Annotated in this window: 25 protein-coding genes and 1 riboswitch; of the genes, 14 read left to right on the top strand and 11 right to left on the bottom strand. The window is 69.4% G+C overall.

The annotated features are described in order from the left end of the window. Position 1 precedes the first annotated feature (1 nt). Positions 2–412, top strand: coding sequence for a MarR family winged helix-turn-helix transcriptional regulator (locus tag ABD716_RS09540; protein WP_344776232.1), 411 nt, complete (start codon positions 2–4; stop codon positions 410–412). 31 nt (positions 413–443) lie between these two features. Here ABD716_RS09540 and ABD716_RS09535 read toward each other — a convergent pair whose 3' ends face one another. The 5 genes from ABD716_RS09535 to ABD716_RS09515 form a co-directional block, all read right to left on the bottom strand. Continuing rightward, a complete protein-coding gene (locus ABD716_RS09535; RefSeq protein ID WP_344776230.1) occupies positions 444–1379 on the bottom strand; it encodes a Gfo/Idh/MocA family protein in 936 nt (311 codons plus the stop codon). Positions 1380–1383: 4 nt separating this feature from the next. Beyond that, positions 1384–2547, bottom strand: a complete 1164-nt coding sequence (nagA, locus tag ABD716_RS09530) for an N-acetylglucosamine-6-phosphate deacetylase (protein WP_344776228.1) — start codon at positions 2545–2547, stop codon at positions 1384–1386. Positions 2548–2569: 22 nt separating this feature from the next. Continuing rightward, positions 2570–2935, bottom strand: coding sequence for a YrdB family protein (locus ABD716_RS09525; protein WP_344776226.1), 366 nt, complete (start codon positions 2933–2935; stop codon positions 2570–2572). A 98-nt stretch (positions 2936–3033) separates the two neighbouring features. Next, the gene (purU, locus tag ABD716_RS09520) at positions 3034–3891 is read right to left on the bottom strand and encodes a formyltetrahydrofolate deformylase (protein ID WP_344776224.1); all 858 of its coding nucleotides are present in this window, start codon (positions 3889–3891) and stop codon (positions 3034–3036) included. Between the two features lie 5 nt (positions 3892–3896). Further along, positions 3897–5186 (bottom strand): hypothetical protein, encoded by a 1290-nt coding sequence (locus ABD716_RS09515; protein WP_344776222.1) that lies wholly within the window; start codon positions 5184–5186, stop codon positions 3897–3899. 97 nt (positions 5187–5283) lie between these two features. On the opposite strand from ABD716_RS09515, the gene ABD716_RS09510 reads away from it, so the two are divergent. The 4 genes from ABD716_RS09510 to ABD716_RS09495 all read left to right on the top strand — a co-directional run bounded on the left by ABD716_RS09510 (position 5284) and on the right by ABD716_RS09495 (position 10422). Next, the gene (locus ABD716_RS09510) at positions 5284–6252 is read left to right on the top strand and encodes an aldo/keto reductase (protein WP_344776220.1); all 969 of its coding nucleotides are present in this window, start codon (positions 5284–5286) and stop codon (positions 6250–6252) included. A gap of 9 nt (positions 6253–6261) precedes the next feature. Then, positions 6262–6353, top strand: a riboswitch (ZMP/ZTP riboswitch). Between the two features lie 42 nt (positions 6354–6395). Then, a complete protein-coding gene (glyA, locus tag ABD716_RS09505; protein WP_344776218.1) occupies positions 6396–7667 on the top strand; it encodes a serine hydroxymethyltransferase in 1272 nt (423 codons plus the stop codon). A gap of 53 nt (positions 7668–7720) precedes the next feature. Beyond that, on the top strand, positions 7721–8206 hold the full coding sequence (locus tag ABD716_RS09500; protein ID WP_425553427.1) for a YbaK/EbsC family protein: 486 nt from the start codon (positions 7721–7723) through the stop codon (positions 8204–8206). A gap of 38 nt (positions 8207–8244) precedes the next feature. After that, positions 8245–10422, top strand: a complete 2178-nt coding sequence (locus tag ABD716_RS09495; RefSeq protein WP_344776216.1) for an alpha-galactosidase — start codon at positions 8245–8247, stop codon at positions 10420–10422. A gap of 4 nt (positions 10423–10426) precedes the next feature. On the opposite strand, the gene ABD716_RS09490 is transcribed toward ABD716_RS09495, so the two are convergent. From ABD716_RS09490 to ABD716_RS09475, 4 genes are all read right to left on the bottom strand, one after another. Next, positions 10427–10948, bottom strand: a complete 522-nt coding sequence (locus ABD716_RS09490) for a gamma carbonic anhydrase family protein (protein ID WP_344776214.1) — start codon at positions 10946–10948, stop codon at positions 10427–10429. Positions 10949–11134: 186 nt separating this feature from the next. Continuing rightward, a complete protein-coding gene (gene galK, locus ABD716_RS09485) occupies positions 11135–12319 on the bottom strand; it encodes a galactokinase (RefSeq protein WP_344776211.1) in 1185 nt (394 codons plus the stop codon). Beyond that, positions 12316–13479 (bottom strand): galactose-1-phosphate uridylyltransferase, encoded by a 1164-nt coding sequence (galT, locus tag ABD716_RS09480; RefSeq protein WP_344776209.1) that lies wholly within the window; start codon positions 13477–13479, stop codon positions 12316–12318. Before galT ends, galK begins: the two co-directional genes overlap by 4 nt. After that, entirely contained in the window at positions 13472–14500 is a 1029-nt protein-coding gene (locus tag ABD716_RS09475; RefSeq protein WP_344776207.1) for a LacI family DNA-binding transcriptional regulator, read from the bottom strand. The genes galT and ABD716_RS09475 overlap by 8 nt, the downstream gene beginning before the upstream one ends. A gap of 132 nt (positions 14501–14632) precedes the next feature. On the opposite strand from ABD716_RS09475, the gene ABD716_RS09470 reads away from it, so the two are divergent. The 8 genes from ABD716_RS09470 to ABD716_RS09435 all read left to right on the top strand — a co-directional run bounded on the left by ABD716_RS09470 (position 14633) and on the right by ABD716_RS09435 (position 22785). After that, a complete protein-coding gene (locus ABD716_RS09470; RefSeq protein WP_344776205.1) occupies positions 14633–15574 on the top strand; it encodes a carbohydrate ABC transporter permease in 942 nt (313 codons plus the stop codon). Next, the gene (locus ABD716_RS09465) at positions 15574–16452 is read left to right on the top strand and encodes a carbohydrate ABC transporter permease (protein WP_344776203.1); all 879 of its coding nucleotides are present in this window, start codon (positions 15574–15576) and stop codon (positions 16450–16452) included. Before ABD716_RS09470 ends, ABD716_RS09465 begins: the two co-directional genes overlap by 1 nt. A gap of 69 nt (positions 16453–16521) precedes the next feature. Beyond that, on the top strand, positions 16522–17874 hold the full coding sequence (locus ABD716_RS09460) for an ABC transporter substrate-binding protein (protein WP_344776201.1): 1353 nt from the start codon (positions 16522–16524) through the stop codon (positions 17872–17874). Between the two features lie 2 nt (positions 17875–17876). Continuing rightward, a complete protein-coding gene (locus ABD716_RS09455; RefSeq protein ID WP_344776199.1) occupies positions 17877–19847 on the top strand; it encodes a beta-galactosidase in 1971 nt (656 codons plus the stop codon). 31 nt (positions 19848–19878) lie between these two features. Continuing rightward, the gene (gene galE / locus ABD716_RS09450) at positions 19879–20850 is read left to right on the top strand and encodes a UDP-glucose 4-epimerase GalE (RefSeq protein ID WP_344776197.1); all 972 of its coding nucleotides are present in this window, start codon (positions 19879–19881) and stop codon (positions 20848–20850) included. Positions 20851–20860: 10 nt separating this feature from the next. After that, on the top strand, positions 20861–21799 hold the full coding sequence (locus ABD716_RS09445; RefSeq protein ID WP_344776195.1) for an aldose 1-epimerase family protein: 939 nt from the start codon (positions 20861–20863) through the stop codon (positions 21797–21799). 171 nt (positions 21800–21970) lie between these two features. After that, positions 21971–22324 carry an ArsR/SmtB family transcription factor gene (locus ABD716_RS09440; RefSeq protein WP_344776193.1) on the top strand — a complete coding sequence of 118 codons (354 nt, stop codon included), beginning with the start codon at positions 21971–21973 and terminating at the stop codon, positions 22322–22324. Then, positions 22321–22785 (top strand): SRPBCC family protein, encoded by a 465-nt coding sequence (locus tag ABD716_RS09435; RefSeq protein WP_344776191.1) that lies wholly within the window; start codon positions 22321–22323, stop codon positions 22783–22785. The genes ABD716_RS09440 and ABD716_RS09435 overlap by 4 nt, the downstream gene beginning before the upstream one ends. Here the strand turns inward: ABD716_RS09435 and ABD716_RS09430 are convergent. Then, positions 22782–23411, bottom strand: a complete 630-nt coding sequence (locus tag ABD716_RS09430; protein WP_344776189.1) for a DNA-directed RNA polymerase subunit beta — start codon at positions 23409–23411, stop codon at positions 22782–22784. The two genes, ABD716_RS09435 and ABD716_RS09430, sit on opposite strands and share 4 nt — an antisense overlap. Before the next feature lie 63 nt (positions 23412–23474). Between ABD716_RS09430 and ABD716_RS09425 the strand changes: the two genes are divergently transcribed. After that, positions 23475–23639: a hypothetical protein gene (locus ABD716_RS09425; RefSeq protein ID WP_344776187.1), complete on the top strand. Its 165-nt coding sequence runs from the start codon at positions 23475–23477 to the stop codon at positions 23637–23639. A 261-nt stretch (positions 23640–23900) separates the two neighbouring features. Here ABD716_RS09425 and ABD716_RS09420 read toward each other — a convergent pair whose 3' ends face one another. Then, complete coding sequence (locus tag ABD716_RS09420; protein ID WP_344776185.1) at positions 23901–24491, bottom strand: hypothetical protein; 591 nt, start codon at positions 24489–24491, stop codon at positions 23901–23903. Positions 24492–24543 lie beyond the last annotated feature (52 nt).

Here is a 24543-nt window from a genome sequence, read left to right as displayed (position 1 = left end):
CATGACCGCGACCCCGCAGACCACCGGCCGCCTGCTCAAGCGCGCGCAGTACCGCAACCACCGCGCCGCCGATCGTGCGCTCGCCGCGATCGGCACGACGCTCGTGCAGTGGGACGCGCTGCGCGCCATCGACGAGGCGCCGGGCGCGTCCGCTCATGCGCTCGCCGTCGCGACGTTCCAGAGCGACCAGTCGTTCGGCACGCTCGCCGCGCGCCTCGTCGCCCAGGGCCTGGTCGAGCGCGCGCCCGGCGTGGGGCGCAGGGTCGAGCACCGCTTGACGGATGCGGGCAGGCGGGTGCTCGAGGCGGGCATGGCGGTGACGGCCGAGGTCACGGCGCGCTCGTTCGCCGAGCTGTCGGCCGCCGAGCTCGAGACGCTGCATGGCCTGCTCGAGCGCGTGGGCGAGGCCTAGCTTCGAGGCATGGGCCGGGCGCAGCCGAGCGCTAGCCGAGCTCGACCGGCCGGCCGGTCTCGATCGACTCGAGCGCGGCGTCCGCGAGCCGCACCGCCGCCACGGCATCGGCGGCCGTCACGCGCACCGGCGCACCCGTCTCGATCGCGGCGAGGAAGTCGCGCAGCTGCGCGCGGTACGGACTGTCGGCCTCGTGGGCGCCGGGCAAGCTGCTGCGGGTCGAGTGCTCGCGCGACCCGCGGCTACCGACGAGCGCGAACTCGGTCGCGAACACCAGGCTCGGCGGGCCCCACACCCCGTCGGCGCGCGTGATGGCGCCGCTCGCGTGCGTGAGCGTGACCGATGCCGACTCGAACGGATGCCCCGCCGCAGCGCCATCTTCGCGCGTCCCCGCGTCGCGGGTCGCCTCGACGCGCACGACCTCGCCCGCGAGCCACCGCGCCTGGTCGAGGTCATGGATCATCAGGTCCATCACGACGCCACCCGACTGCGCCCGGTCGGCGAACCACGGCGATGTCGGGTGTGCGCCGCCGCGGTAGAACCGCAGGCGCTGAAGCTCGCCGAGCTCACCGGCACTCACCGCGGCCTTCGCCTGCGCGTACGCCGGGAACCAGCGCACGACGTGGGCGGGCAGCAGGTGCAGACCGGCGGCAGACGCAGCGTCGACCAGCTGCTGCGCCTCGGCCGCCGTGCGCCCGAGGGGCTTCTCGCAGATCACCTGCTTGCCGGCCGCGATCGCCGCGAGGCCGAGGGCAAGGTGCGTGGTCGTTGGCGTCGTGATGTCGACGACGTCGGCGGCGGCGAGCAGCGCCTCGAACGAGGCGGCCGGCTCGGCGCCGAGCTGCACGGCCGCGGCATCCGCCCCGCTTCTGCTCCAGATCACCGTGCGCACACCGAGCGTGCGCAGCTGCCGTGCATGCTCGCGGCCCATCGCACCCGCGCCGACGACGCCGACGGTCAGCGGCACGGTGTCACGCCAGCTTCGCACCCGCGGCCCACACGCCGCGCACCGACCAGGCGTGATCGAGCAGCACGGCGTCGGCGGCGAAGCCGGGCGCGAGCAGGCCGAAGCGGTGCTCGAGGCCGAGCGCCCGCGCCGGCACGGTGGTGAGCGCCGCGACCGCGTCGATCGGCGAGAGCCCGACGAGCTCGATGGCGTTCCGCAGTGCGACGTCGAGCGTCAGCGTCGACCCGGCGATCGAGCCGAGCGATCCATCCGGCTCGCGCAGCTTCGCCACCCCGTCGACCACCGCGACGTCGAGTGAGCCGATCTTGTAGGCGCCGTCGGGCGACCCGGTGGCGGCCATCGCGTCGGTGATGAGCGCGATGCGCCCGGGCGCGGCCGCGAAGGCCAGCTTGGCGACAGAGGGGGCGACGTGCACGCCGTCGAGGATCAGCTCGACCGTCACCCGCGGGTCCTCGAGCGCCGCGACGACCGGGCCGGGGGCGCGGTGGCCGATTCCGGGCATGGCGTTGAACGCGTGCGTCAGCAGGCGGGCACCGCGGTCGAACGCCGCGCGCGTCAGGTCGAAGCCCGCCTCGGTGTGCCCGACGGCGACCTGCACGCCGGCCTCGACGAACACGTCGATGGCCTCGAGTGCGTTCTCACGCTCGACGGCGAGCGTGATCTGCCGCAGTGTGCCGCGCGCGGCGGCGATCAGCCGCTCGACAGCGGCGGGGGACGGGTCGATCAGGAAGTCGGGGTTGTGCGCGCCCTTGCGCTCGGCGGCGAGGAACGGGCCCTCGAGGTGCGCGCCGAGGATCAGCTCGTCTTCGACGGCGAGGTCGGCGATCGCCGAGAGTGACGTGCACAGCTCGTCGAGCGGGTTCGCGACCAGGCTGATGATCGATCGGGTGGTGCCGTGGGCGCGGTGCACGTCGAGCGCCTTCGCGATCGCGTAGGCGCCGTCGTCGAACGCGAAGCCGCCCGCTCCGTGGCCGTGCAGATCGAGGAATCCGGGAACCAGATGCTGGCCATGCGCATCGAAGACGGATGCCTCGGCATCGGCGTGCGCGTGCCAGCCGTCGCCCGTGCCCGTCGCGGTGATCGTGCCGTTCTCTGCGGCGAACCAGAACTCGTCGAGCTCGCCGGTTGCGTCGATCTTGCGGGCCGAGTGGACGACGAGCACTGTCATGCTCTGAGGCTAGCGAAGCAGCTCAGAACTCGCGTCGGCCCGCGATCAATCCGGTGGCGAGGGCCACGATGGTGAAGACGCCGAAGATGATCCACTGGTGCATGTCGGCCCAGGCGAAGGCCGCCGTGCCCATCACCACGATCTCGACGATGGCCTTCACGAACGGGTCGACCGCGAGCACCGCCTTCGGTGCGCGGAACAGCCCCCACAGCACGATCGCGAGCACGGGCGCGCCGATGCCGACCACCAGGTTCAGCCAGAACGGGAACTGTGTGAAGCCCCAGATGCCGAGGGTCACGATCGCGAACACCTCGCACAGGAAGCGCAGCGCATCGACGATGCCGATCTGGGGTTGCTGCGGGCTGTCGGCGGCGGGTCGTGCGGTCACTGTTAAAGGGTATCCGGGCGTAGGTCACGGAAATCTGGGCGAAGCGGATGCCGAAGCATCCGGTTCGCTTGCATGAGGGAACAGTTCCGGTCGGCGGCTCAGCGGAAGATGATCGTGCGCGCGCCGTCGAGCAGCACGCGGTGCTCGCTGAACCACTTGACCGCCTGCCGCAGCGTGCGCGACTCCTCGTCCTGGCCGGTCGCCATCAGCTGTGCCGGGGTCGCGGTGTGGTCGACGCGCACGACGTTCTGCTCGATGATCGGGCCCTCGTCGAGGTCGCTCGTCACGAAGTGAGCGGTCGCACCGATGAGCTTCACCCCGCGGGCGTGCGCCTGCCGGTACGGGTTCGCTCCCTTGAACCCCGGCAGGAACGAGTGGTGGATGTTGATCGCCCGCCCGCTCAGCGCCTCGCACAGCTCAGGGGAGAGGATCTGCATGTACCGAGCCAGCACCACCAGCTCGACGCCGTGCTTCTCGACCTCGTCGAGCACGCGCTGCTCGAAGGCGGCCTTGCTCGCGGCATCCGTCACAGGCATGCTCTCGAACGGCACGCCATAGAAGCCGACGAGCTCGGCGAGGTCGGGGTGGTTCGCGAGCACGAGCGGAACGTCGAGCGAGAGGTGCCCCGAGCGCGTGCGGTAGAGCAGGTCGCCGACCACGTGGCTCGCCTTCGACGCGAGGATCAGCGTCTTCGTGGGCCGCCCGACCACATCGAGGCGCCACTCGAGGCCGAAGCGTGCGACCACCGGTGCGAGCGCGGCCTCGAACTCCTCGCGCGCAGCGGATGCCTCGACCTGCAGCCGCATGAAGAAGCGACCCGTGTCGGCCGAGGCGAACTGCTGGCTCTCGGTGATGTTGCCGTGGGCGGCGACGATCGCTCCGCTGACGGCGTGCACGATGCCGGGCTGGTCGACGCAGACGAGGGTGAGGACCCAGTGCGTGGGCGCGGAGCTCATGCGCCTCAGGTTATCGGGCGCGGCGTTGCCGGCTCTCGCGTTGGCTCTGCAGCGAGTGCGGCTGGCCCCTTGCGACTTGACGCCCTAAGCGCTGCCCACAAAATGCTCCAGAGATATCCAGCGGCGATCATCGCGATAAGGATGACGAAGGTTGCCCCGCCTGGGAGCGACGAGGCGTCTTGCGATGAAGTTTCGAAGGCGTATCGCCAGTTCTGATGGATCAACTCCGAAAGCGGCTGGGAGCCTCTGGGGAGTCCTGCGGTGAGCCCTGCGACGAGATTCTCGTAGGTCGCGCGGGGGGAGGCGGCGCGAGTGGTCGCCCACAGTGCGGCGGCGAAGGCGATGGGGCCGAGCGCAAGCCCGAGAAGCGGACGTTGAGTGCTGGTCAAGATGACTTTCAAAATCGCGAGATTGGCGACTGCCAGGCCTGCGACGCCACCGGCGGCGGACAGCGAAAGCAGAGTCGAGGTCCAATCGATCACGGACGGAAAACCGTGGAGGGGAAGAACGCTGGGCGTGCCACCGCCGACTATCTCTGCGGGGACGCTCACACGGTCCGGCAGCTCGGAGACGAAGAGCAGGAGCAGTCCGACCAGGAGCCCGATGACCGATCCGCTCCCGACGAGTTCAGAGCCCAGGCGCAGCAGCTCGCCAACTAGTGCCCTTCCCGAAATCAGTGTGGTGGCGATCCACATCAAGAAGACGGCGACGGTGACGCTGAGCGCCATGCTTAGGAACAGGACAGCGGATTCCTCATTGAATACGGACCATTCCGTGGATCGATCGAGCCCAAGACCTTCATCCCCGGGAAGCCCGCTTTGAAGCAGATGCGCCTCGAAGCTGACGACGGCTAGGAAGCCGCCGAGCACTGACGCAAGCAGAGAGGCTGACCTTCTCCACGACCGCTTGCCGAGCATGGGGATTGGCCGCGGCAGGGTGGAGGTGCTCACGATGGCGCGAGCGGAAGTCCTTGTCCATTCGAGCGCTCGAGCGCCTAACGTCCGCACGGCTCGGCCGAGAATCTGCGGCAGTGCATCATCGGCGGTGTACTGGGGCAGAGGCGCAAAGGGCCACAGGACCAGCAAGAAGAGCGACGAGATCCAGATCATCCCGACGCCGAACTGCAGCCACGCCAATACTTCTGGCAGCGTCCCGAACTCGGATATCAAGAAGATCTCCGCCCCCGATGAGAGAACCACTGCGAGAATCGCGAATCCGATCCTTCGGCGCACCGGCGTATCTCGCTTCCCAGCTGCGCGCAGGGCCAACATCGCGCCAATTGCCATCAACGTCACCAAGACAATTCGATCTATCACTTGAGCCCCCTCGTTTCGGCGGGTCCACTCTGTCGCGCGCCACCGACATCTATTCCGCTCGGCCTAGGGTGGCGCTATGGAGTACGTGAAGCTCGGCAGCACAGGTCTTGAGGTCAGCGCGATCACCCTCGGGTGCATGAGCTTCGGCGAGCCCGCGGCGGGCGGCCACCAGTGGGCCCTCGGCGAAGAGGCGTCGCGCCCGCTCATCAAGCAGGCGCTCGAGGCGGGCATCACGTTCCTCGACACCGCGAACGTCTACTCGGGCGGCACGAGCGAAGAGATCGTCGGCCGCGCGATCCGCGACTTCACCACGCGCGACCAGGTCGTGCTCGCGACCAAGGTGCACGGCCGCATGCGCCCCGGCCCGAACGGCGCCGGCCTCTCTCGCGCGGCGATCATGATGGAGATCGACAACTCGCTGCGCCGCCTCGGCACCGACTACGTCGACCTGTACCAGATCCACCGCTGGGACCCGAGCGTGCCGATCGAAGAGACCATGGAGGCGCTGCACGACGTCGTGAAGGCCGGCAAAGCGCGCTACATCGGCGCGAGCTCGATGTGGGCGTGGCAGTTCGCGCAGGCGCAGTTCGTCGCAGAGCTGAACGGGTGGACCCCGTTCGTCTCGATGCAGAACCACTACAACCTCATCTATCGCGAGGAGGAGCGCGAGATGCTGCCCTTCTGCGAAGAGACGGGCATCGCGGTCATCCCGTGGTCGCCGCTCGCCCGCGGCCGGCTCACCCGCGACTGGGACGAGACCAGCAACCGCAAAGAGAAGGACGAGTTCGGCAAGACCCTCTACCGCGACAGCGACCGCGTGATCGTCGAGCGCGTGGCGCGCGTCGCAGACGAGCTGGGGATTCCCCGGGCTCAGGTGGCACTGGCGTGGCTGCACCACCAGAGCGCGGTCACCGCGCCGATCGTCGGCGTCACGAAGCCGAACCACATCACCGACGCCGTGGCATCACTCGACGTGGAGCTCAGCGACGATCAGCTCGACCTCCTCGAGGAGCCCTACGAGCCGCACGAGGTCGCGGGCTTCTGACTGATACCCTGAACGCGTCGCGACTGGCGTTGAGGTGGGCTACCACCGGGGAGCGACTCAGATCTTCCAGACTGATTCGGCCGTACGCCTGGGCCGACACGGATCCCTGATACGTCATCCGTTCCGTCAGAAAGGCGCCGGTCATGGTCGACAACTTCAACGCCCCTCTCTCCGAGGTCGATCCCGAGATCGCCGAGGTGCTGCGGCTCGAGCTGGGCCGTCAGCGCGACTACCTTGAGATGATCGCGAGCGAGAACTTCGTGCCCCGCGCGGTGCTCGAGTCCGCCGGGTCGGTGCTCACCAACAAGTACGCGGAGGGCTACCCGGGGCGCCGTTACTACGGCGGCTGCGAGTTCGTCGACATCGCCGAGCAGCTCGCGATCGCCCGCGCGAAGGAGCTCTTCGGCGCCGAGTACGCGAACGTGCAGCCCCACTCGGGCGCCTCCGCCAACGCCGCCGTGCTCTCAGCGATCGCGACGCCCGGCGACACGATCCTCGGCCTCGAGCTCGCGCACGGCGGCCACCTGACCCACGGCATGAAGCTCAACTTCTCGGGCAAGCTCTACAACGCGGTCAGCTACGGCGTCGACCCCGAGACGTTCCTCGTCGACATGAACGTCGTGCGCGACAAGGCCCGCGAGCACCGCCCGGCGGTCATCATCGCCGGCTGGTCGGCCTACCCGCGCCAGCTCGACTTCGCCGCCTTCCGCGACATCGCCGACGAGGTCGGTGCCAAGCTCTGGGTCGACATGGCGCACTTCGCCGGACTCGTCGCCGCGGGGCTGCACCCGAGCCCCGTGCCCTACGCCGACGTCGTCTCGTCGACCGTGCACAAGACGATCGGCGGACCGCGAAGCGGCTTCATCCTCAGCCGCGACACGGCGCTCGCGAAGGCGCTCAACTCGAACGTCTTCCCCGGCCAGCAGGGCGGCCCGCTCATGCACGTCATCGCCGCGAAGGCCACCGCCTTCAAGCTCGCCGCGACCGACGAGTTCAAGGAGCGCCAGGCGCGCACCATATCGGGCGCGAAGCTGCTCGCCGAGGCGCTGACCTCCGACGAGTCGCGCGCGTCGGGCGTCAATGTCCTCACCGGCGGCACCGACGTGCACCTCGTGCTCGCCGACCTGCGCGAGAGCGAGCTCTCCGGCCAGGACGCCGAGAACCGCCTGCACGAGGTCGGCATCACCGTCAACAAGAACTCGGTGCCGTTCGACCCCCGCCCGCCGATGGTCACCTCGGGCATCCGCATCGGCACGCCCGCGCTCGCGACGCGCGGCTTCGGCGACGCCGAGTTCGCCGAGGTGGCCGACATCATCGCGAAGGCGCTGCGCCCCGACTACGACCCGTTCGCGCTGCGCGCTCGCGTGCAGAAGCTGACGGATGCCTTCCCGCTCTACCCCGGCCTCGAGTACTGACGCGCGGTGATCCCGGCGCGACGGGCGCCGCGTGAGCCGGTAGCGTCACGAGTGTGGTGAACACCGAGCATCCCGCCGTCGATCGTGTGCGCGCAGCGCTTGCCGAGCACGGCCTGAACCCTGAGATCACCTGGTTCGAGGTCGGCACCCCGACCGCGGCGGCGGCGGCCGAGGCGATCGGCACCACGGTGGGCGCGATCGCCAATTCCCTCGTGTTCGCGCTCGACGGTGCGCCGATCCTCGTGATGACGAGCGGCGCGCATCGCGTCGACACCGACTGGCTGGGTGAGCGGTTGGGCGGCGCGATCGAGCGCGCGTCGAAGGATCTCGTGAAGGATGCCACGGGCCAGACGATCGGCGGCGTGGCACCGGTCGGCCACCCGGCCCCCGTGCGCACCTACATCGACACGGCGCTGCGCGACTACGACGTGCTGTGGGCTGCCGCGGGGCACGCGCACACCGTCTTCCCGCTCAGCTATGACGAGCTCGTGCGCATCACGGGCGGCACCGAGGTCGAGGTCGTGCCGCCGGCGCAGTAGCCGGCCGCGACTCTCGTTCGAGCCCCGACAGGAGATCAATGACCGAGTACCCCGAGGCACGCGCAGTGCTGCGCGCCGCCGGCGTCGCTCTCGTTCTCGACATCACGGGCGGTCGGCTGCCGTCGGTGCTGCACTGGGGAGCCGACCCCGGCGCGCTCGGCACGGCTGACCTCTCCGCGCTCGCCGAAGCAGGCGTGTCGCCGACACGGCCGAGTTCGCCCGATGTGCCGTCGTACCTCGCGATCCTGCCCGAGCCGTGGACGGGGTGGCTCGGCACGCCGGGTCTCGTGGGGTCGCGCTCCGGCCGGGCCTGGTCGCCGAAGTTCACCGTGACCGGCATCGAGGCCGACGGCGTGGAGCTGCACGGCCCCGAGGTCGACGCCGTCGAGGCGGCGCGACTCGCGGTGCGGGCGAGCGATGAGCAGGCATCCCTCGGCCTCGAGCTCGTCATCGAGCTGGACCCGAGCGGTGTGCTGCGCACCCGCGCGACGGTGACGAACACGGGCGACGACGACTTCCAGCTCGATGCGCTCAATCTGGCGCTGCCTGTGCCCCAGCACGTGGGCGAGACGCTCGACTTCGCCGGCCGCTGGGGCAAAGAGAAGGTGCCGCAACGGCAGCCCATCACGGTCGGAACGCACCGCCGCGAGGGCCGTCAGGGGCGCACCGGCTGGGGTGCCGCAGGAGTCCTGCACGCTGGGGCGCCCGGCTTCGGCTTCGCCTCGGGCGAGGTCTGGGGCATCCATACGGCCTGGTCGGGTAACCACGTGCACTACCTCGAGCGCGTGAACGAAGGCGAGACGGTGCTGGGCGGCGGGGAGCTGCTGCTGCCGGGCGAGGTGCGGCTCGCGCCGGGGCAGGCGTACACGTCGCCCTGGCTCTACGGCGCGTACGGCGACGGGCTCGACGAGGTGGCGCGGCGCTTCCACCGTCTGATGCGCGCTCGGCCGCAGCATCCCTCGTCGCCGCGCCCCGTGACGCTCAACACGTGGGAGGCGGTGTACTTCGACCACGACCTGCCCGCGCTGCTCGAGCTCGCCGAGCTCGCGGCAGAGCTCGGCGTCGAGCGGTTCGTGCTGGACGACGGCTGGTTCGGGTCGCGTCGCGACGACACGTCGGGCCTCGGCGATTGGACGGTGTCGGTGGATGCCTGGCCGAACGGGCTGACGCCCCTGATCGACAGGGTCACCGAGCTCGGCATGCGCTTCGGGCTGTGGGTCGAGCCCGAGATGGTGAACCCCGATTCCGAGCTCGCGCGCGCCCACCCCGAGTGGATCATGGCGACCGGCGGCCGGCTGCCGATCGAGGCGCGGCATCAGCAGGTGCTGAACCTCGCGATTCCCGAGGCGTACGACCACATCCGTGACGCGCTGGTCACGCTGCTCGACGAGAACGACATCTCCTACCTCAAGTGGGACCACAACCGCGATCTCGTCGACGCCGGCACACAACCCGGCGGGCGCCCGGCCGTGCATGAGCAGACTCTCGCGTTCTACCGCCTGGTCGCCGAGCTCAAGCAGCGCTTCCCCGGGCTCGAGATCGAGTCCTGCTCGTCGGGCGGCGCCCGCGCCGACCTCGCCGCGCTCGAGCACACCGACCGCATCTGGGTCTCCGACAACATCGACCCGCTCGACCGCCAGCAGATGCTGCGCTGGACGACCCAGCTGCTGCCGCCCGAGCTGCTCGGCTCGCACGTCGCCGCGGGCGTGAACCACACCACGGGGCGGCAGAGCTCGCTGTCGTTCCGGGCCGCGACCGCCGTCTTCGGCCATTTCGGAATCGAGTGGGACCTGCGCCAGGCGACGGCGGAGGAGCGCGCGCAGCTGCGCGAGTGGATCGCGTTCTACACGGAGCACCGCGCCCTGCTGCACGGCGGCGACGTGGTGCGCCTGGATCACACCGACCCGACGCTCCTCGTGAACGGCGTCGTCGCCCCAGACAAGTCGCAGGCGATCTACGCCTACGTCTCGCTGGCCATGAGCGGTCTCGTCACCCCGGGGCGCGTGCGGCTTCCCGGCCTCGACCCGCAGCGGCGGTACCGGGTGCGGCCCGTGTTCGCAGAGTCGCTGCCGCGCATCGCGCAACCGCCTGCCTGGTGGAACGGGGGAGAGGGCGTCGTGCTGAGCGGCGGGTTGATCGCGTCAGCCGGCCTGCACGCGCCGTATCTTCCGCCGGAGACGGCCGTCGTCTATCTCGTCACGGAGGAGCGCTCGTGAGGCCTCAGAGGGCTGTGCCCGCGTAGAGCCGCGCCCGCTCGGCGTAGTGCTGCGCATTGACGCGGATTCCTGCCACTTCGGCATCCGTCAACTCCCTGCGCACCTTCGCCGGAACCCCTGCGACCAGCGACCGCGGGGGCACGACCGTGCTCTCGGTCACCAGCGCGCCCGCCGCGACGAGCGAGCCGGTTCCGATCACGGCTCCGTTCATGACGGTGGCGTGCATGCCGATGAGCACGTCGTCTTCGATGGTGCAGCCGTGCAGCACCGCGCTGTGTCCGACCGAGACGCCGGCGCCGATCGTGAGGGGCTTGCCCGCATCGACGTGGCAGGCGACCAGGTCTTGCAGGTTCGAGCCGGCGCCGAGGGTGATCGGCTCGTTGTCGGCGCGCAGCACCGCGTTGAACCACACGCTCGAGCCTTCGGCGAGGGTGACCGCGCCGATCAGCGCGACCCCGGGCGCGACATACGCCGCCGCGCTCTCGTTCGGAGTTCCGATGGGCAGGGTCACACGCGTCTCAGCCATGACCTCTTCCTATCAGGGGTTCCTCGCCGGGGTGCGTGCTCGACGCTGCTCGGATCCGCTCGGCGCTGCGCGGATCCGAGCAGCGCGAAGAGGATTTGAGCAGCGCCACCAGCTTCCGCCGTGCGCCACCCGGATCCGAGGAGCGGAACGCGGAAGCTGGTGGCGCACGCGGCGCGAGGGCCCGCGCTAGCGGTCGCGGCGGGCGCCCTGCGACGGCCACACGAGGAACATCTCGGGCCCCGTGTAGCCGTGCTCGGCGAAGGCCCCGTCGATCGCGACCTGCACGTGCGTGATCGCGGCGACCGGCGTGAGCGCGATCACCGAGCCGCCGAAGCCGCCGCCCGTCATGCGTGCGCCGATGGCGCCGTAGTTCAGCGCGATCTCGACGGCGAGGTCGAGTTCGGGCGTCGAGATCTCGAAGTCGTCGCGCATCGAGCGGTGCGAGGCGAACATGAGGTCGCCGATCGCATCCGGCCCGTCGGCGCGCAGGGCCGCGACCGTGTCGAGCACCCGCTGGTTCTCGGTGACGATGTGCCGCGCACGGCGATAGGTCACGCCGTCGAGCCGATCGCGTGCCTCGAGCAGCTGTGGCCAGGTGACGTCGCGCAGTGCCCTGACGCCGAGCTCACGGGCCGCGGCCTCGCACGAGGCGCGCCGGGCGGCGTAGTCGCCCGAGGCGTGGTCGTGGGTCACCTTCGTATCGATCACGAGGATGGCGAGCTCGGATTCCTCGAGCCGCAGGTCCACGGGCTCGGACGACCCGTCGCGGCAGTCGAGGAAGAGCGCTGCGCCCTCCTGCGACAGGAGCGAGGCGGACTGATCGAGGATGCCCGTCGGGGCGCCGACGAAGTCGTTCTCGGCCCGATGGCACACATCGACGAGCCGAGCACCGTCGAAGCCGAGGCGCCACACCTCGTTCAGCGCGACCGCAAGCGCGCCCTCGATCGCCGCAGACGACGACAGGCCGGCGCCGATCGGCACATCGGAGTCGAAGTGCACGTCGAAGCCCGGCAGGCCCGCGAGATCAGCGCCGAGCTGCCCGAACGCCCAGGCGACCCCGAGCGGGTAGCCCGCCCAGCGGCCGTCGGCCGGGACAGCGGCCAGCGACGACGCGCCTGCTGTGACATCCGCCAGCCTCACCTCGACCACGTCGTCGCTCGCTGCGCTCGAGACCCGCACGATGTCGTCGTCGCGCAGCGCGAGCGCGGCGAAGGTGCGCCGGTCGATCGCGAACGGCAGCACGAAGCCCTCGTTGTAGTCGGTGTGCTCGCCGATCAGGTTGACGCGGCCCGGAGCCGACCATATTCCGGAAGGCGCATATGAGTAGCGCCGCTCGAATCCGGTGCGCGTCTCGTCGACGAGCTCGCTCATACGGGGTTCTCCTCATCTGCCTGCGCGATCGCGGCGCGCAGGCGCTCGGCCTGGGTCTCGGGTGGGATGTCCCCGATCCACGCGCCCATCGCGGCCTCGCTTCCGGCCAGGAACTTGAGCTTGTCGGGGCCGCGGCGCGGGCTGGTCAGCTGCAGGTTGAGGCGGATGCTGTCACGATGCGTGTCGACGGGGGCCTGGTGCCACGCGGCGATGTACGGGGTCGGGTCGCCGTAGAGCGCGTCGACGCCCCGCAGCAGTCTCAAGTACAGCACGGCCAGTTCATCGCGCTGCGCGCTGCTCGTTTCGGCGAAGTCGGCCACGTGCTCGTTCGGCAGCAGGTGCACTTCGATGGGCCAGCGGGCGGCGAAGGGCACGAAGGCTGTCCAGTGCTCGCCCGCGAGCACCACGCGGGGGCCCGCCTGCTCGGCGGCGAGCAGGTCGGCGAACAGCCCGGGGCCGTACTCGTCGATCGAGGCGATGAGGCGCTGCGTGCGCGGCGTGATGTAGGGGTAGGAGTAGATCTGGCCGTGCGGGTGCTGCAGGGTGACCCCGATCGCCGCACCGCGGTTCTCGAACGGGAACACCTGCCGCACGCCGGGCAGCGCCGACAGCGCGGCCGTGCGATCGGCCCACGCCTCGATCACCGTGCGCGCCCGGGAACGGTGGATCGATCCGAACGCGCCCTCGTGCTCCGGGCTGAAGCACACGACCTCGCAGCGGCCGTACGACGGCGCCTCGCGGTTCAACCCGACCCCGTCGAGGCGGGCGGGGTCTGCCTCGGCCGAGCCGACGAGGGGCAGCGCGGGCCCGAACGACGGCGACCGGTTCTCGAACACGGCGACGTCGTAGTTCGCGGGGATCTCGGACGGGTTCTCAGGCGTCTGCGGAGCCAGGGGGTCGAGCGCGGCGGGCGGCATGACGACGCGGTTCTGGCGGGCCGCGGCGATCGAGATCCAGTCGCCGGTGAGCACGTCCTGGCGCATGGTGGCGGTCGGCGGGCGCTCGTCAAGCACGCGCGCGTCGGGCGCGCGATCAGGCGGCAGCGTGGTGTCGGCGTCGTCGAAGTAGATGAGCTCGCGGCCGTCGGCGAGTGTGTGGGCCCGCTTCGTGATCCGCCCGGGGGCGGCGGCGGTCGGGGGAGTTGCAGGGGTTTCAGCCATGCCAGGCATCCGTCGACTTTCTGACGATCAGGTGGTTGGGCGTGAGTCGCACGCCCGGGGGAACCGGCCCCGCCTCGATCTGCTCCAGCAGCAGGGCGACGGCGTTCGCGCCGACGCTCTCGAAGTCCTGGTGCACGGTCGTCAGCGGCGGCCAGAAGTACTCGGCCTCAGGCGTGTCGTCGAACCCGACGACGCTCACCTCGGCGGGCACGGCGCGGCCCGCCTCGTGGAACGCGCGCAGCAGGCCGAGCGCCATCTGGTCGTTGGCGCAGAACACGGCGGTGGCCTCGGATGCCGCGAGCAGCCGTTTCCCCGCCAGATAGCCGGAGTCGGGCGACCAATCGCCGCGCACGACCTCGGGCACGGGGCGCCCCGCCTCGACGAGGGCCGCGCGCCAGGCATCCTCACGCGCCGCGGCGCTGGCATAGTCGGCGGGCCCTGCCACATGCCACACGGTCGGGTGGCCGAGCCCCAGCAGATGCTCGACGGCGAGTCGCGCACCCTGGCGCTGGTCGGCGTCGGCCGAGACGCGGTCGGAATACGAGGCGCTCTCGATGATCACGGTCGGGATGCGCGTGGGGAAGTCGATCGCCTGCTCGCGCACGTGCTCGGCGTCGAGGCGCATGACGATGCCGTCGACCGCCTCGTGGTCGAGCCTGCTGAGCGCGCGGGTGATCTCGGTGGTCGAGGGGTCTTTGATCGAGATCAGCTCGATCGAGTAGCCGCGCTGGGCCGCCGCGAAGTCAATGGATTCGAGCATGCGGCTCGAGCCGAACGCCTTGAGGTTGTGCATGAGCACCCCGAGGGTGAGGAATCGGCCCGACTTGAGTGCGCGCGCGGCGCTGTTCGGCCGGTAGCCGAGCTCTTCCATGGCGGCGAGCACGCGCTCCCTCGTGTCGGGCTTCACGGCGTCCGAGCCGTTCGAGACGCGGCTCACCGTCTGCTGGGACACGCCCGCCAGCCGGGCGACATCGAGCATGGATGCCGCGCGCGCGGGCCGTCCTCCCAGGGTGCTCGTCATGGCGCTCCTCGTACGGCTGCAATGCGACCAAATCGTTGCTTGACACGATCGGCCAGGTCGATGCTAGCCTGCACGAGCCGGAATGTTTACGCAAACAGTTTGCGCAAACATCCGCTGACCCGAAGAGAGACAATGACGTCCCAGATCTCTGTCGCGCCCCCTCGGCCACGTGCCGAGCGAGCGGCGCCGCGTACGAAGCACAGCCCGCTGAAGCGGCGCATCTCGGCCGCAGGCTGGGGCTTCGTGCTGCCGTTCTTCATCGGATTCGTCCTGCTCGTCGTCGTGCCCGTGGGGTACTCGATCTACCTGAGCCTGTACCGCAACCAGCTCATCGGCGGGAACCACTTCGTGGGCTTCGCCAACTACCTGCAGGCGTTCACAGACGCCGACTTCTGGTCGGGGGTGCTGCGGGTCTCGCTGTTCCTCGTCGTGCAGGTGCCGATCATGCTGGCGCTCGCGCTGATCTGTGCACTCGCGATCGACAGCGGTCGGCTGCACGGCAAGTCGTTCTTCCGCATCGTGCTCTTCCTGCCGTATGCGGTGCCCGGCGTGGTCGCCGTGCTGATGTGGGGCTTCATGTACAACCCGCGCGCCGGCCTGACCGGGGCGCTCGGTCATCTGCTCGGATTCACGATCGACCCCATCTCGACGCAGTGGGTGCTCCCGGCGATCGGCAACATCGTCACCTGGGAGTTCCTCGGCTACAACATGCTGATCTTCTACGCCGCGCTGAGCACTGTGCCGCGCGAACTGTACGAGGCGGCCGCCATCGATGGCGCGGGGGCGTTCCGCACGATCTTCTCGGTCAAGCTGCCCGCGCTGCGCGGCTCGATCGTCATTGCGACGATCTTCTCGATCATCGGCAGCTTCCAGCTCTTCAATGAGCCGAACATCCTGCGCACGACCGCGCTCGGCATCATCCCGACGAACTTCACCCCGAACCTCTACGCCTACACGCTCAGCTTCTCGGGCAACCAGGTGAACTACGCCGCGACCGTCGCGATCATCATGGGCGTCTTCACCGCCGTCATCGCCTACGTCGTGCAGCTGCGCGGCTCACGAAAGGACGCATGATGACCGAATTGACGCGCCGGATGCCCCAGGCTCCGCACCGGCCCCGCAGGTCTGTCGTCCTCACGATCGTCATGGCGCTGCTGCTCGTCTACACGCTCGTGCCGCTCGCATGGCTCGTCATCAGCGCGACGAAGAGCAACTCCGATCTCGTCAACACCTTCGGGTTCGCGTTCGGTCACTTCAACCTCTTCGCGAACGTCGCCGACGTCTTCACCTATGAGGGCGGCGTGTACGGGCGCTGGCTCATCAACACCCTGATCTACGTCGTCGTGGGCGCAGGCGCAGCGACGGTTCTCGCGACGCTCGGCGGCTACGGCCTCGCGAAATACGACTTCCCCGGCAAGAAGGCGGTGTTCGCGATCATCCTCGGGGCGATCGCGGTGCCCGGCACGGCGCTCGCGGTCCCCACCTTCCTGCTCTTCAGCAAGGTCGGGCTCACGAACACCATGTGGGCCGTGATCCTACCGTCGGCGATCTCGCCGTTCGGGCTCTACCTGATGTGGGTGTTCGCGAGCGACGCGATCCCGACCGAGCTGATGGAGGCGGCGCGGGTCGACGGCTCGGGCGAGCTGCGCACGTTCCGCACCATCTCCCTGCGCCTGCTCGCTCCCGGGATCGTGACGGTCGCCCTGTTCGCGATCGTCGCCACCTGGAACAACTACTTCCTGCCTCTGATCATGCTCAACGACCCCAAGCTCTACCCGCTCACCCTCGGCCTTCAGCAATGGAACGCCGAGACCGTCGGCGTCGGAGCGAAGCCCGTCTTCTCGCTGGTGACGACGGGGTCGCTGCTCGCCGTCATCCCGATTGTCGCCGCGTTCCTGCTGCTGCAGCGCTACTGGCAGTCGGGGCTCAGCGCGGGAAGCGTCAAGCAGTGACCTCCCGGCACTGCGCCGCCCTCAGCACCACCTCCTCATCCCCGATGTAGTGGAAAGGAACCACAGCACATGAACACACGCACCGTGCTCCGGGCGATCACGCTCGGAGCCATCGCCGCCGTCGTCGGCGGCACCCTCGTCGCCTGCTCGGGCGGCGGGGACGACACCGGCAGCACCTCATCCTCCGGTTCGAGCGCATCGAAGCTCGATGCGGCGCTCAAGAAGGGCGGCGAGATCAGCTACTGGACGTGGACGCCCCAGGCCAAGGACCAGGTCGCCGCCTTCGAGAAGGCCTATCCGAATGTGAAGGTGAACCTCGTCAACACGCAGGGCGCCGGAACCTCCAACACGAAGGTGCAGAACGCGATCTCGGCCGGCAAGGGCGTCCCCGACGTCACCCAGGTCGAGTATCAATCGTTGCCGCTCTTCCAGCTGCAGGGGGACCTCGTCGACCTCACCAAGTACGGATTCGGCGACCTCAAGTCGAAGTACACGGACGCCACCTGGGCGGCGGTGTCGCAGAACGGCGGCATCTGGGGCCTTCCTCAGGACAGCGCGCCGATGGCGCTGTTCTACAACAAGACCGTCTTCGACCAGTACGGCATCAGCGTGCCGAAGACCTGGGACGAGTACATCGCCGACGCGAAGAAGCTCCACCAGGCCGACCCGAGCAAGTGGTTCATCGATGATGCGGGCGACGCCGGTGTCGCCACCAGCCTCATGTGGCAGGCCGGCGGGCATCCCTTCAAAGTCGACGGCACCAAGGTGACCATCGACCTGCAGGACGAGGGCAGCAAGAAGTACGCCCAGCTGTACAACACGCTGATCGCCGACGGCTCGCTGGGGACGATCGCCGGCTGGTCCGACGAGTGGTACAAGGATCTCGGCAACGGCACGATCGCGACGCTGCTCGCCGGCGGCTGGATGCCGGGCGTGCTCGCCGCGAGCGCTCCCGAGGGCAAGGGCCACTGGGCCGTAGCCGCGCTGCCCACCTGGGACGGCACCCCGGCCAACGCCGAGAACGGCGGCTCGACCGAGGTGATCCCGAAGCTCTCGAAGAACCAGGACCTCGCCGCTGCGTTCCTGCGCTGGCTCAATTCCGACCCCGAGAGCATCAAGGTGTTCATCAAGGACGGGGGCTTCCCGTCGACGGTCGCCGACCTCAACGACCCGTCGTTCATCGACCAGACCAACGACTACTTCGGCGGTCAGAAGATCTACCAGACGATCGTCCCCGGCGCGAAGAACGACGTCGCCGGCTGGTCGTACCTGCCGTGGCAGGCGCACGCGAACGACATCTTCGCCGACAGCGTCGGCAAGGCGATCGCGAACAAGACCGATATCAACAAGGCGCTGCAGACGTGGCAGGACGCGAACGTCAGCTACGGCAAGCAGCAGGGATTCACGGTAAAGGCAGGCTGAGAATGGCGTCGATCTTCCCCGGCTTCCGCTTCGGCGGCGACTACAACCCCGACCAGTGGGATCCTTCCGTGTGGGACGACGACGTGCGTCTCATGCGAGCCGCCACGGTCACCACCGCGACGGTGGGGGTGTTCTCGTGGGCGCGGCTCGAGCCGAGGCCGGGGGAGTTCGACTTCGAGTGGCTCGACACCGTGCTCGAGAAGCTGCACGCGGGCGGCATCCGGGTCATCCTCGCGACCGCCACGGCCTCGCCGCCCGCGTGGCTTGCGCGGCTGCACCCCGAGACCCTGCCGGTCGACGAGCGGGGCATCCGCTTCGGCTTCGGCTCGCGGCAGCAGTACAGCCCCAGCTCGCGCGTGTACCGCGAGCATGCGCTCCGCCTCGTCCGCGAGCTGGCGACGCGCTACGGCGCGCACCCCGCGCTCGAGGCGTGGCACACCAACAACGAATACGGATGCCACGTCTCGGCGTCCTACGACGAGGAATCCGTCGCCGCCTTCCGCGCCTGGCTCGCGCGCCGCTACGGCACGATCGACGAGCTCAACCGGGCATGGGGCACCGGCTTCTGGTCGCAGCGCTACGACTCCTTCGACGAGGTCGACGCACCCCGCTACGCGCCGACGTTCCGCAACCCGACGCAGCTCATCGACTGGAAGCGGTTCTCGTCGTGGGCCCTGCTCGAGCTGCACCGCGCCGAGCGCGCCGTGCTCGCCGAGCTGAGCCCCGGCATCCCGGTGACGACGAACTTCATGGGCTTCTTCGCCGATCTCGACTACTGGGACTGGGCGCCCGAGATGGACATCATCAGCGACGACGAGTACCCCGACCCCGCCGACCCGCTGTCGCACATCCACGCGGCGGCCACGCGCGACCTCATGCGCTCGCTCGGCGGCGGCAAGCCGTGGCTGCTCATGGAACAGTCGCCGAGCGCCGTGAACTGGCGCGACCGCAACGCGGCGAAGGCGCCGGGCCAGCACCGCGCGACGAGCTTCCAATCCGTGGCCCGCGGCGCCGACGGCATCCTGCACTTCCAATGGCGGCAGTCCGCCTCCGGCGCCGAGAAGTTCCACGCCGCGATGGTGCCGCACGGCGGCGAGCACACGCGCGTGCACCGCGAGATCCAGGCCCTCGGCCGTGAGCTCGCCGAGCTGAGCGCGCCGGAGGCCGGGGTGCTCGGGGCCGCGGTCCCGGCATCCGCGGCCATCGTGTGGGACTGGGAGTCGTGGTGGGCTCTCGGCCAGGACGCGACGCCGACGCGCGTCGACTACCTCGCCGGTGTGCTCGAGTGGTACGCCGCCCTGCTGCGCCGCGGCGTCGCAATCGACTTCGCACGCCCGGGTGCCCCGCTCGACGCCTACCGCCTGGTGCTCGCGCCGCTGCTGCACGTGGCAGATCGCGACGAGCTCGCCGTGCTCGCCGCCGTTCCCGAACGCGGCGGCACCCTCGTCGTCGGCTTCCAGTCGGGCATCCTCGACCGCAATCTGCACGTGCATCTCGGCGGCTATCTCGGCGGCGCGGGTGGCGAGCTGCAGCGCGCCCTCGGCGTCTCGGTCGAGGAGTTCGCGCCCCTGCAGGCCGGCGTGCCGACCACGATCCGCGGCGAGCTCGAGGGGCACGGGGCCATCTGGCAGGAGCATCTGACGGTGGCGGACGCCGACGTCATCGCGTCTTTCGCCGACGGGCATGCCGCGGGCGGTGCGGCCGTGACGCGCCGCGCCTCCGCCGGCGGAGGCGCGGCCTGGTACGTCGCGACGCAGCCCGATGCGGCGCTGTTCGACGCGCTGGCCGAACGACTGCTGGCGGATGCCGGCATCGAGGCGGCCTTCCCCGGTGCGGAGTACGGCGTCGAGACCGTCGTGCGCGGCGGCACCCGCTTCGTCATCAACCACACGGCCGAGCAGCGCTCGGTCGTGGTCGGGGGCGAGCCCGTGGCGCTCGACGCGTACGGCGTCGCGGTGCTGCCCGGCCGATAGCCTGAAAGCACCCGTCCCGGAAGGAACCCCCATGGCTTGGCTCGTGACAGGTGGCGCCGGCTACATCGGCTCGCACGTCGTCCGCGCACTGCGCGCAGACGGATTGGACGTCGTCGTGATCGACGACCTCTCGAGCGGCCACCGCGACTTCGTGCCGGTCGAGGTGCCCTTCGTCGAGGCGTCGATCCTCGACGGCGCGGCGCTCGATGCGATCTTCGCCGGGCATCCGATCGACGGCGTCGTGCACCTCGCGGGCTACAAGTACGCGGGCGAGTCGGTGAAGCTGCCGCTGCACACCTACGAGCAGAACGTGACGGGCACGGCCGCGCTGCTCGCCGCCATGCAGCGCGCCGGCGTCGCGCGCATCGTGTTCTCGTCGTCGGCGGGCGTCTACGGCACGCCGACCGTCGAGCTCGTCACCGAGTCGACGGCAACGACGCCCGAGTCGCCCTACGGCGAGACGAAGCTGATCGGCGAGTGGCTGCTCGCCGACCAGGGGCGCGCCACGGGTCTCGTGCACACCTCGCTGCGCTATTTCAACGTCGTGGGCTCCGGCAGTCCCGAGCTGCGCGACACGAGCCCGCACAACCTGTTCCCGCTGGTCTTCCGCGCGCTGGACGAGGGGCGCACGCCGAAGATCTTCGGCAACGACTACCCGACGCCCGACGGCACGTGCGTGCGCGACTACGTGCACGTCGCGGACGTCGCGCAGGCCCACGTGGCCGCAGCCCGGCGGATGCTGGCAGGCGAGCCGCTCGAGCCGGTGTACAACCTCGGCAGCGGCTCCGGGTCGTCCGTGAAGCAGATCATGGACGCGATGGCGGCCGGCACGGGCATCCCCTTCGAACCCGAGATCGCGCCGAGGCGGCCAGGCGACCCGGCGCGCACCGTCGCCGACGGCACGCTGGCCGCCCGCGACCTCGACTGGGCGATGACGAACACGCTCGACGAGATGGTCGCGAGTGCGTGGAGGGCTTGGCAGCGGGCCGCCTCTCGGCCATAGGCTGGCGAACGTGCGAGCACCCACCGGAGAGCAGTACGAAATCGTCCGCACGACCGCGGCCGGCACGGCCAGGGCGGTCATCACCGAGCTGGCGGCGGGCATCCGCGAGTTCCAGATCGGGGGCGTCGACCTCGTCGAACCGTTCCCGGTGACCTCGTCGCCGCAGTCCGCGTCGGGCATCGTGCTGTCGCCCTGGCCGAATCGCGTGCGTGACGGCAAGTGGACCTGGACGGCTGCGGACGGGACAGAGCAGACCTTGCAGCTGCCGCTCACCGAGCCCGCACTCGGCAACGCGAGTCACGGTCTGCTGCGATTCACCGCCTATCAGCTCGCCGACAAGGGCGCCGACTTCGTCGAGCTGGCGGCCACGATCTTCCCCCAGAACGGCTACCCGTTCCTCGTCGACACGACCGTGCGGTACGAGCTGACCGACGACGGCCTCGCCGTCACCCACAGCTTCGCGAACGGCGGTGAGAGCGACGCGCCCGTCGCGGTCGGCGCGCACCCGTACTTCCGCCTCGGCGAGGTCGACACGCGCGAGCTGCAGCTCACGGTGCACGCGTCGTCGCACTTCGAGCTCGACGAGAAGCTGATCCCCGTCACGCAGAAGCCAGTCGACGGAACGGAGTTCGATCTGCGGGCGCCGCGGCGCGTCGGCGACCTCGACCTCAACGAGGGCTATGCGGATGCCGGGCCGGGCGACCTCGCCGTGCTCACGGCGCCCGACGGCTCGTCGGTCACGCTGTGGGGCAACGACGCCTTCCGCTTCCTGCAGGTCTACACGCACCGCTCGTTCGCGACTCTTCCCGAGGGCGCGGTCGCTCTCGCTCTCGAGCCCATGACTGCCCCGACGGATGCCTTCAACTCCGGTCTCGGCCTGAAGCGACTCGCCCCGCACGAGACGTGGTCCGCCACCTGGGGCATCCGCTACACCGCGCCCGCCGCGTAGCGCCGAGCCCGTACCCGGGTTACCGATGCGCCGCGGTAGGAGCGACGCGCAGGACGCGTGGTTGCGCGTACGCGTGAGTCGATCCGATACGCGCGGACCCGCGAAATGCGCGCGGCGCGTAGTGCACCCGGCCCCCTTGACATCCGCGCGCACGTGCCAATACTTAAGCACATGCTTAACCATTCCGACACGCTCGACCGGGCCTTCCAAGCCCTTGCCGACCCCAGCAGGCGCGCGATGGTCGAGCGGCTGGCGCGCGGTCCGGCATCCGTCAGCGAACTCGCGGCACCGCTCGCGATGACCATGGCGGCCGTCCTGCAGCACCTGCGCGTGCTTGAGGCGAGTGGCCTCGTCACGACGGCGAAGCAGGGCCGCGTGCGCACCTGCGCCGTTGACGTCGAGGCATTCGGCGCGGTGCAGTCGTGGATCGACGCGCGCCGCCGCGAGTGGGAGAGCCGTCTCGACCGTCTCACCCGGCACCTCATCGACCACCCAGAAATGCCTTCCCGGAAGGATCCGAAATGACCACCACCCACGGCTCGTTCACTGTCGAACGCACCGTTCTCGCATCACCTGAGCGCGTCTTCGCGTGCTTCGCCGACGACGCCGAGAAGCGCGCCTGGTTCACCGGGCCGGACGGCTTCGTCGAGAAGGCTCCGCGCAGCTTCGACTTCCGCGTCGGCGGTGACGAGTTCAACTCGGTCGGCGCTCCCGACGGCCCCGCGCACGTCTTCCGTGCGCACTACTACGACATCGTCGAGAACGAGCGCATCGTCTACGCCTACGAGATGTACGAGGGCGAGACCCGCTCGTCCGTCTCGATCGCCACGATCGAGCTGGAGCCGGTCGACGGCGGCACGAGGTTCACGATCACCGAGTCCGGTGTGTTCTTCGGCGACCCGCTCGAGGCCGATGGTCGCCGGCACGGCACCGAACTGCTGGCGAACGTCATCGTCGCCTACCTCACCGGCCAGCTGGTTCGTTAGTCCAGCGACTCCGCCCGCCACAGCCGCGCACACGCGCCGAGCTCGTCGCCGGTCTGCACGAACCTCGAGGCGCGGGTGGTGAGCTCGGTGGCTCGCTCGGAGTCGACGGCATCGACCGAGTCGGCCAGCGCGGCGGCGCCCGCGGCCTCGACGCGGCAGAAGGCCGCGGCGCGATCGAGCGCGTCGGCGAAGTCACCCTGGAACGCGCCGCGCAGGATCTGGTCGGCGAGCTCGACGATCTCAGTGGGCCCGGTCGGCTCCTGGGCCCCGGCGACGATGGGGTCGATGGTGGGGGTCGCGTCCGCCCCGCGCTGGTAGAGGTAGCTGGTCTCGTCGGGGTTCTGCCTGATCAGCACCCGCACGAGGTAGATGCGCCAGAGGGCGCCGGGAAGGGTTCGGGCGGCTGCCTGCGACCACAGCTCCGCGATCGCGTCGATGCCGTGCCGGTCCGTGTAGCCGACGAGCCGGTCGATCACCGCCGGGTCGGGGTCCGCGTGCACGCGGGAGATCAGGGCGTGCGCGGTCTCGTGGGCGACGCGCAGCGCGACGGCCGGGTCCTGGCCGCCGTGGAACCCCTCGAACACCCGGCCGGGCAGTTTGACGGGCTTGTGGAAATCGTCTGCCAACAGGAATCCTTCCGGGGTGTCAAGGGGGTTTTGTCGCAAGCGGCGTTCGGGCACCGTCAAGGCATGAACATTTTGCTGATCATCGTCGCCATAGTGGCCGTCATTTTGCTGCTCACTGGCGGATTCGTGCAGGCTGCGAGCTGGCTGCTCTGGGTCGGGATCGTGCTTGCGCTGTTCGCCATCATCGTGTGGATCGTCCGCGCCATCAGCGGACGCAACAGAGTCTGACACCTGGGGATTCCCGCCCGGCGCCTCTTTCGGCGCCGGGCGGTTTCAGTGCTCGAGGCAGGTTACGCTGTTTGCATGCCCCTGTAGCTCAGTCGGTAGAGCTGCGGACTTCAACTAAAAATAGGAGCGCCGGCGCAGAAATGCGTCGGATGAACGTCGCTATATGCTGGAACACCCTGAGAGCCGAGGGTACTCGCCGCGAGGCAGTGACAATCCCGAGGATTGGGCAATCAGCAGGTAACCGAGAGGGAACCTCAGAGACTACACGCGACGCACCTGACCGGCACGGCCGAAGGTGGTGAGATAGTCCAGGACTGCAAGCCGCTCGCCCGCGGTGGCTGGGGAAACCCAGTGCAGCCATGTTAATCCGTTGGTCGTGAGTTCGAGTCTCACCGGGGGCACCAATGTCAGAGGTCGAATGTAGATTCGGGCCATGAAGCAGTGCACGCTTTGCAAGGGACTCTTTCCGCTGACTTCGTTCAACAGGAAGAGCCGCGCCCCGATGGTCTTCAGAACGTCTGCCGCGAGTGCAACCGGGCAAATGCGCGTCGCTATTTCGCCGAGAACCGCGAGAAGCACATTCGCGTCATCATGGAGCGGACCAGGCTTGCTCGCCAACTGGCGCAAGATCACATCGGGAGCTATCTGAGTTCGCATCCTTGTGTGGACTGCGGCGAACAGGACATCCGAGTGCTCGAGTTCGACCACCGCCCGGGCGTCGTGAAGATCTCCGACGTCATGCGGTTGGTCCGATTCGGCCACAACCTTCGGAAAATCGACGCTGAGATCGAAAAGTGCGACGTACGCTGCCGGAACTGTCACGCGCGCGTCACTTACGAGGGCGAGTCCCATAGCGTGGTGTCAATTCCCGCGGGGGTTCTCGTCGTTGTAGACGATGACGGGC

Origin of the sequence: Gryllotalpicola kribbensis, from assembly GCF_039538245.1 — a bacterium.
Taxonomy (GTDB): domain Bacteria; phylum Actinomycetota; class Actinomycetes; order Actinomycetales; family Microbacteriaceae; genus Gryllotalpicola; species Gryllotalpicola kribbensis.
The sequence above is the reverse complement of the archived record's forward strand: the minus strand, read 5'-3'. Positions and strand labels throughout refer to the sequence as shown.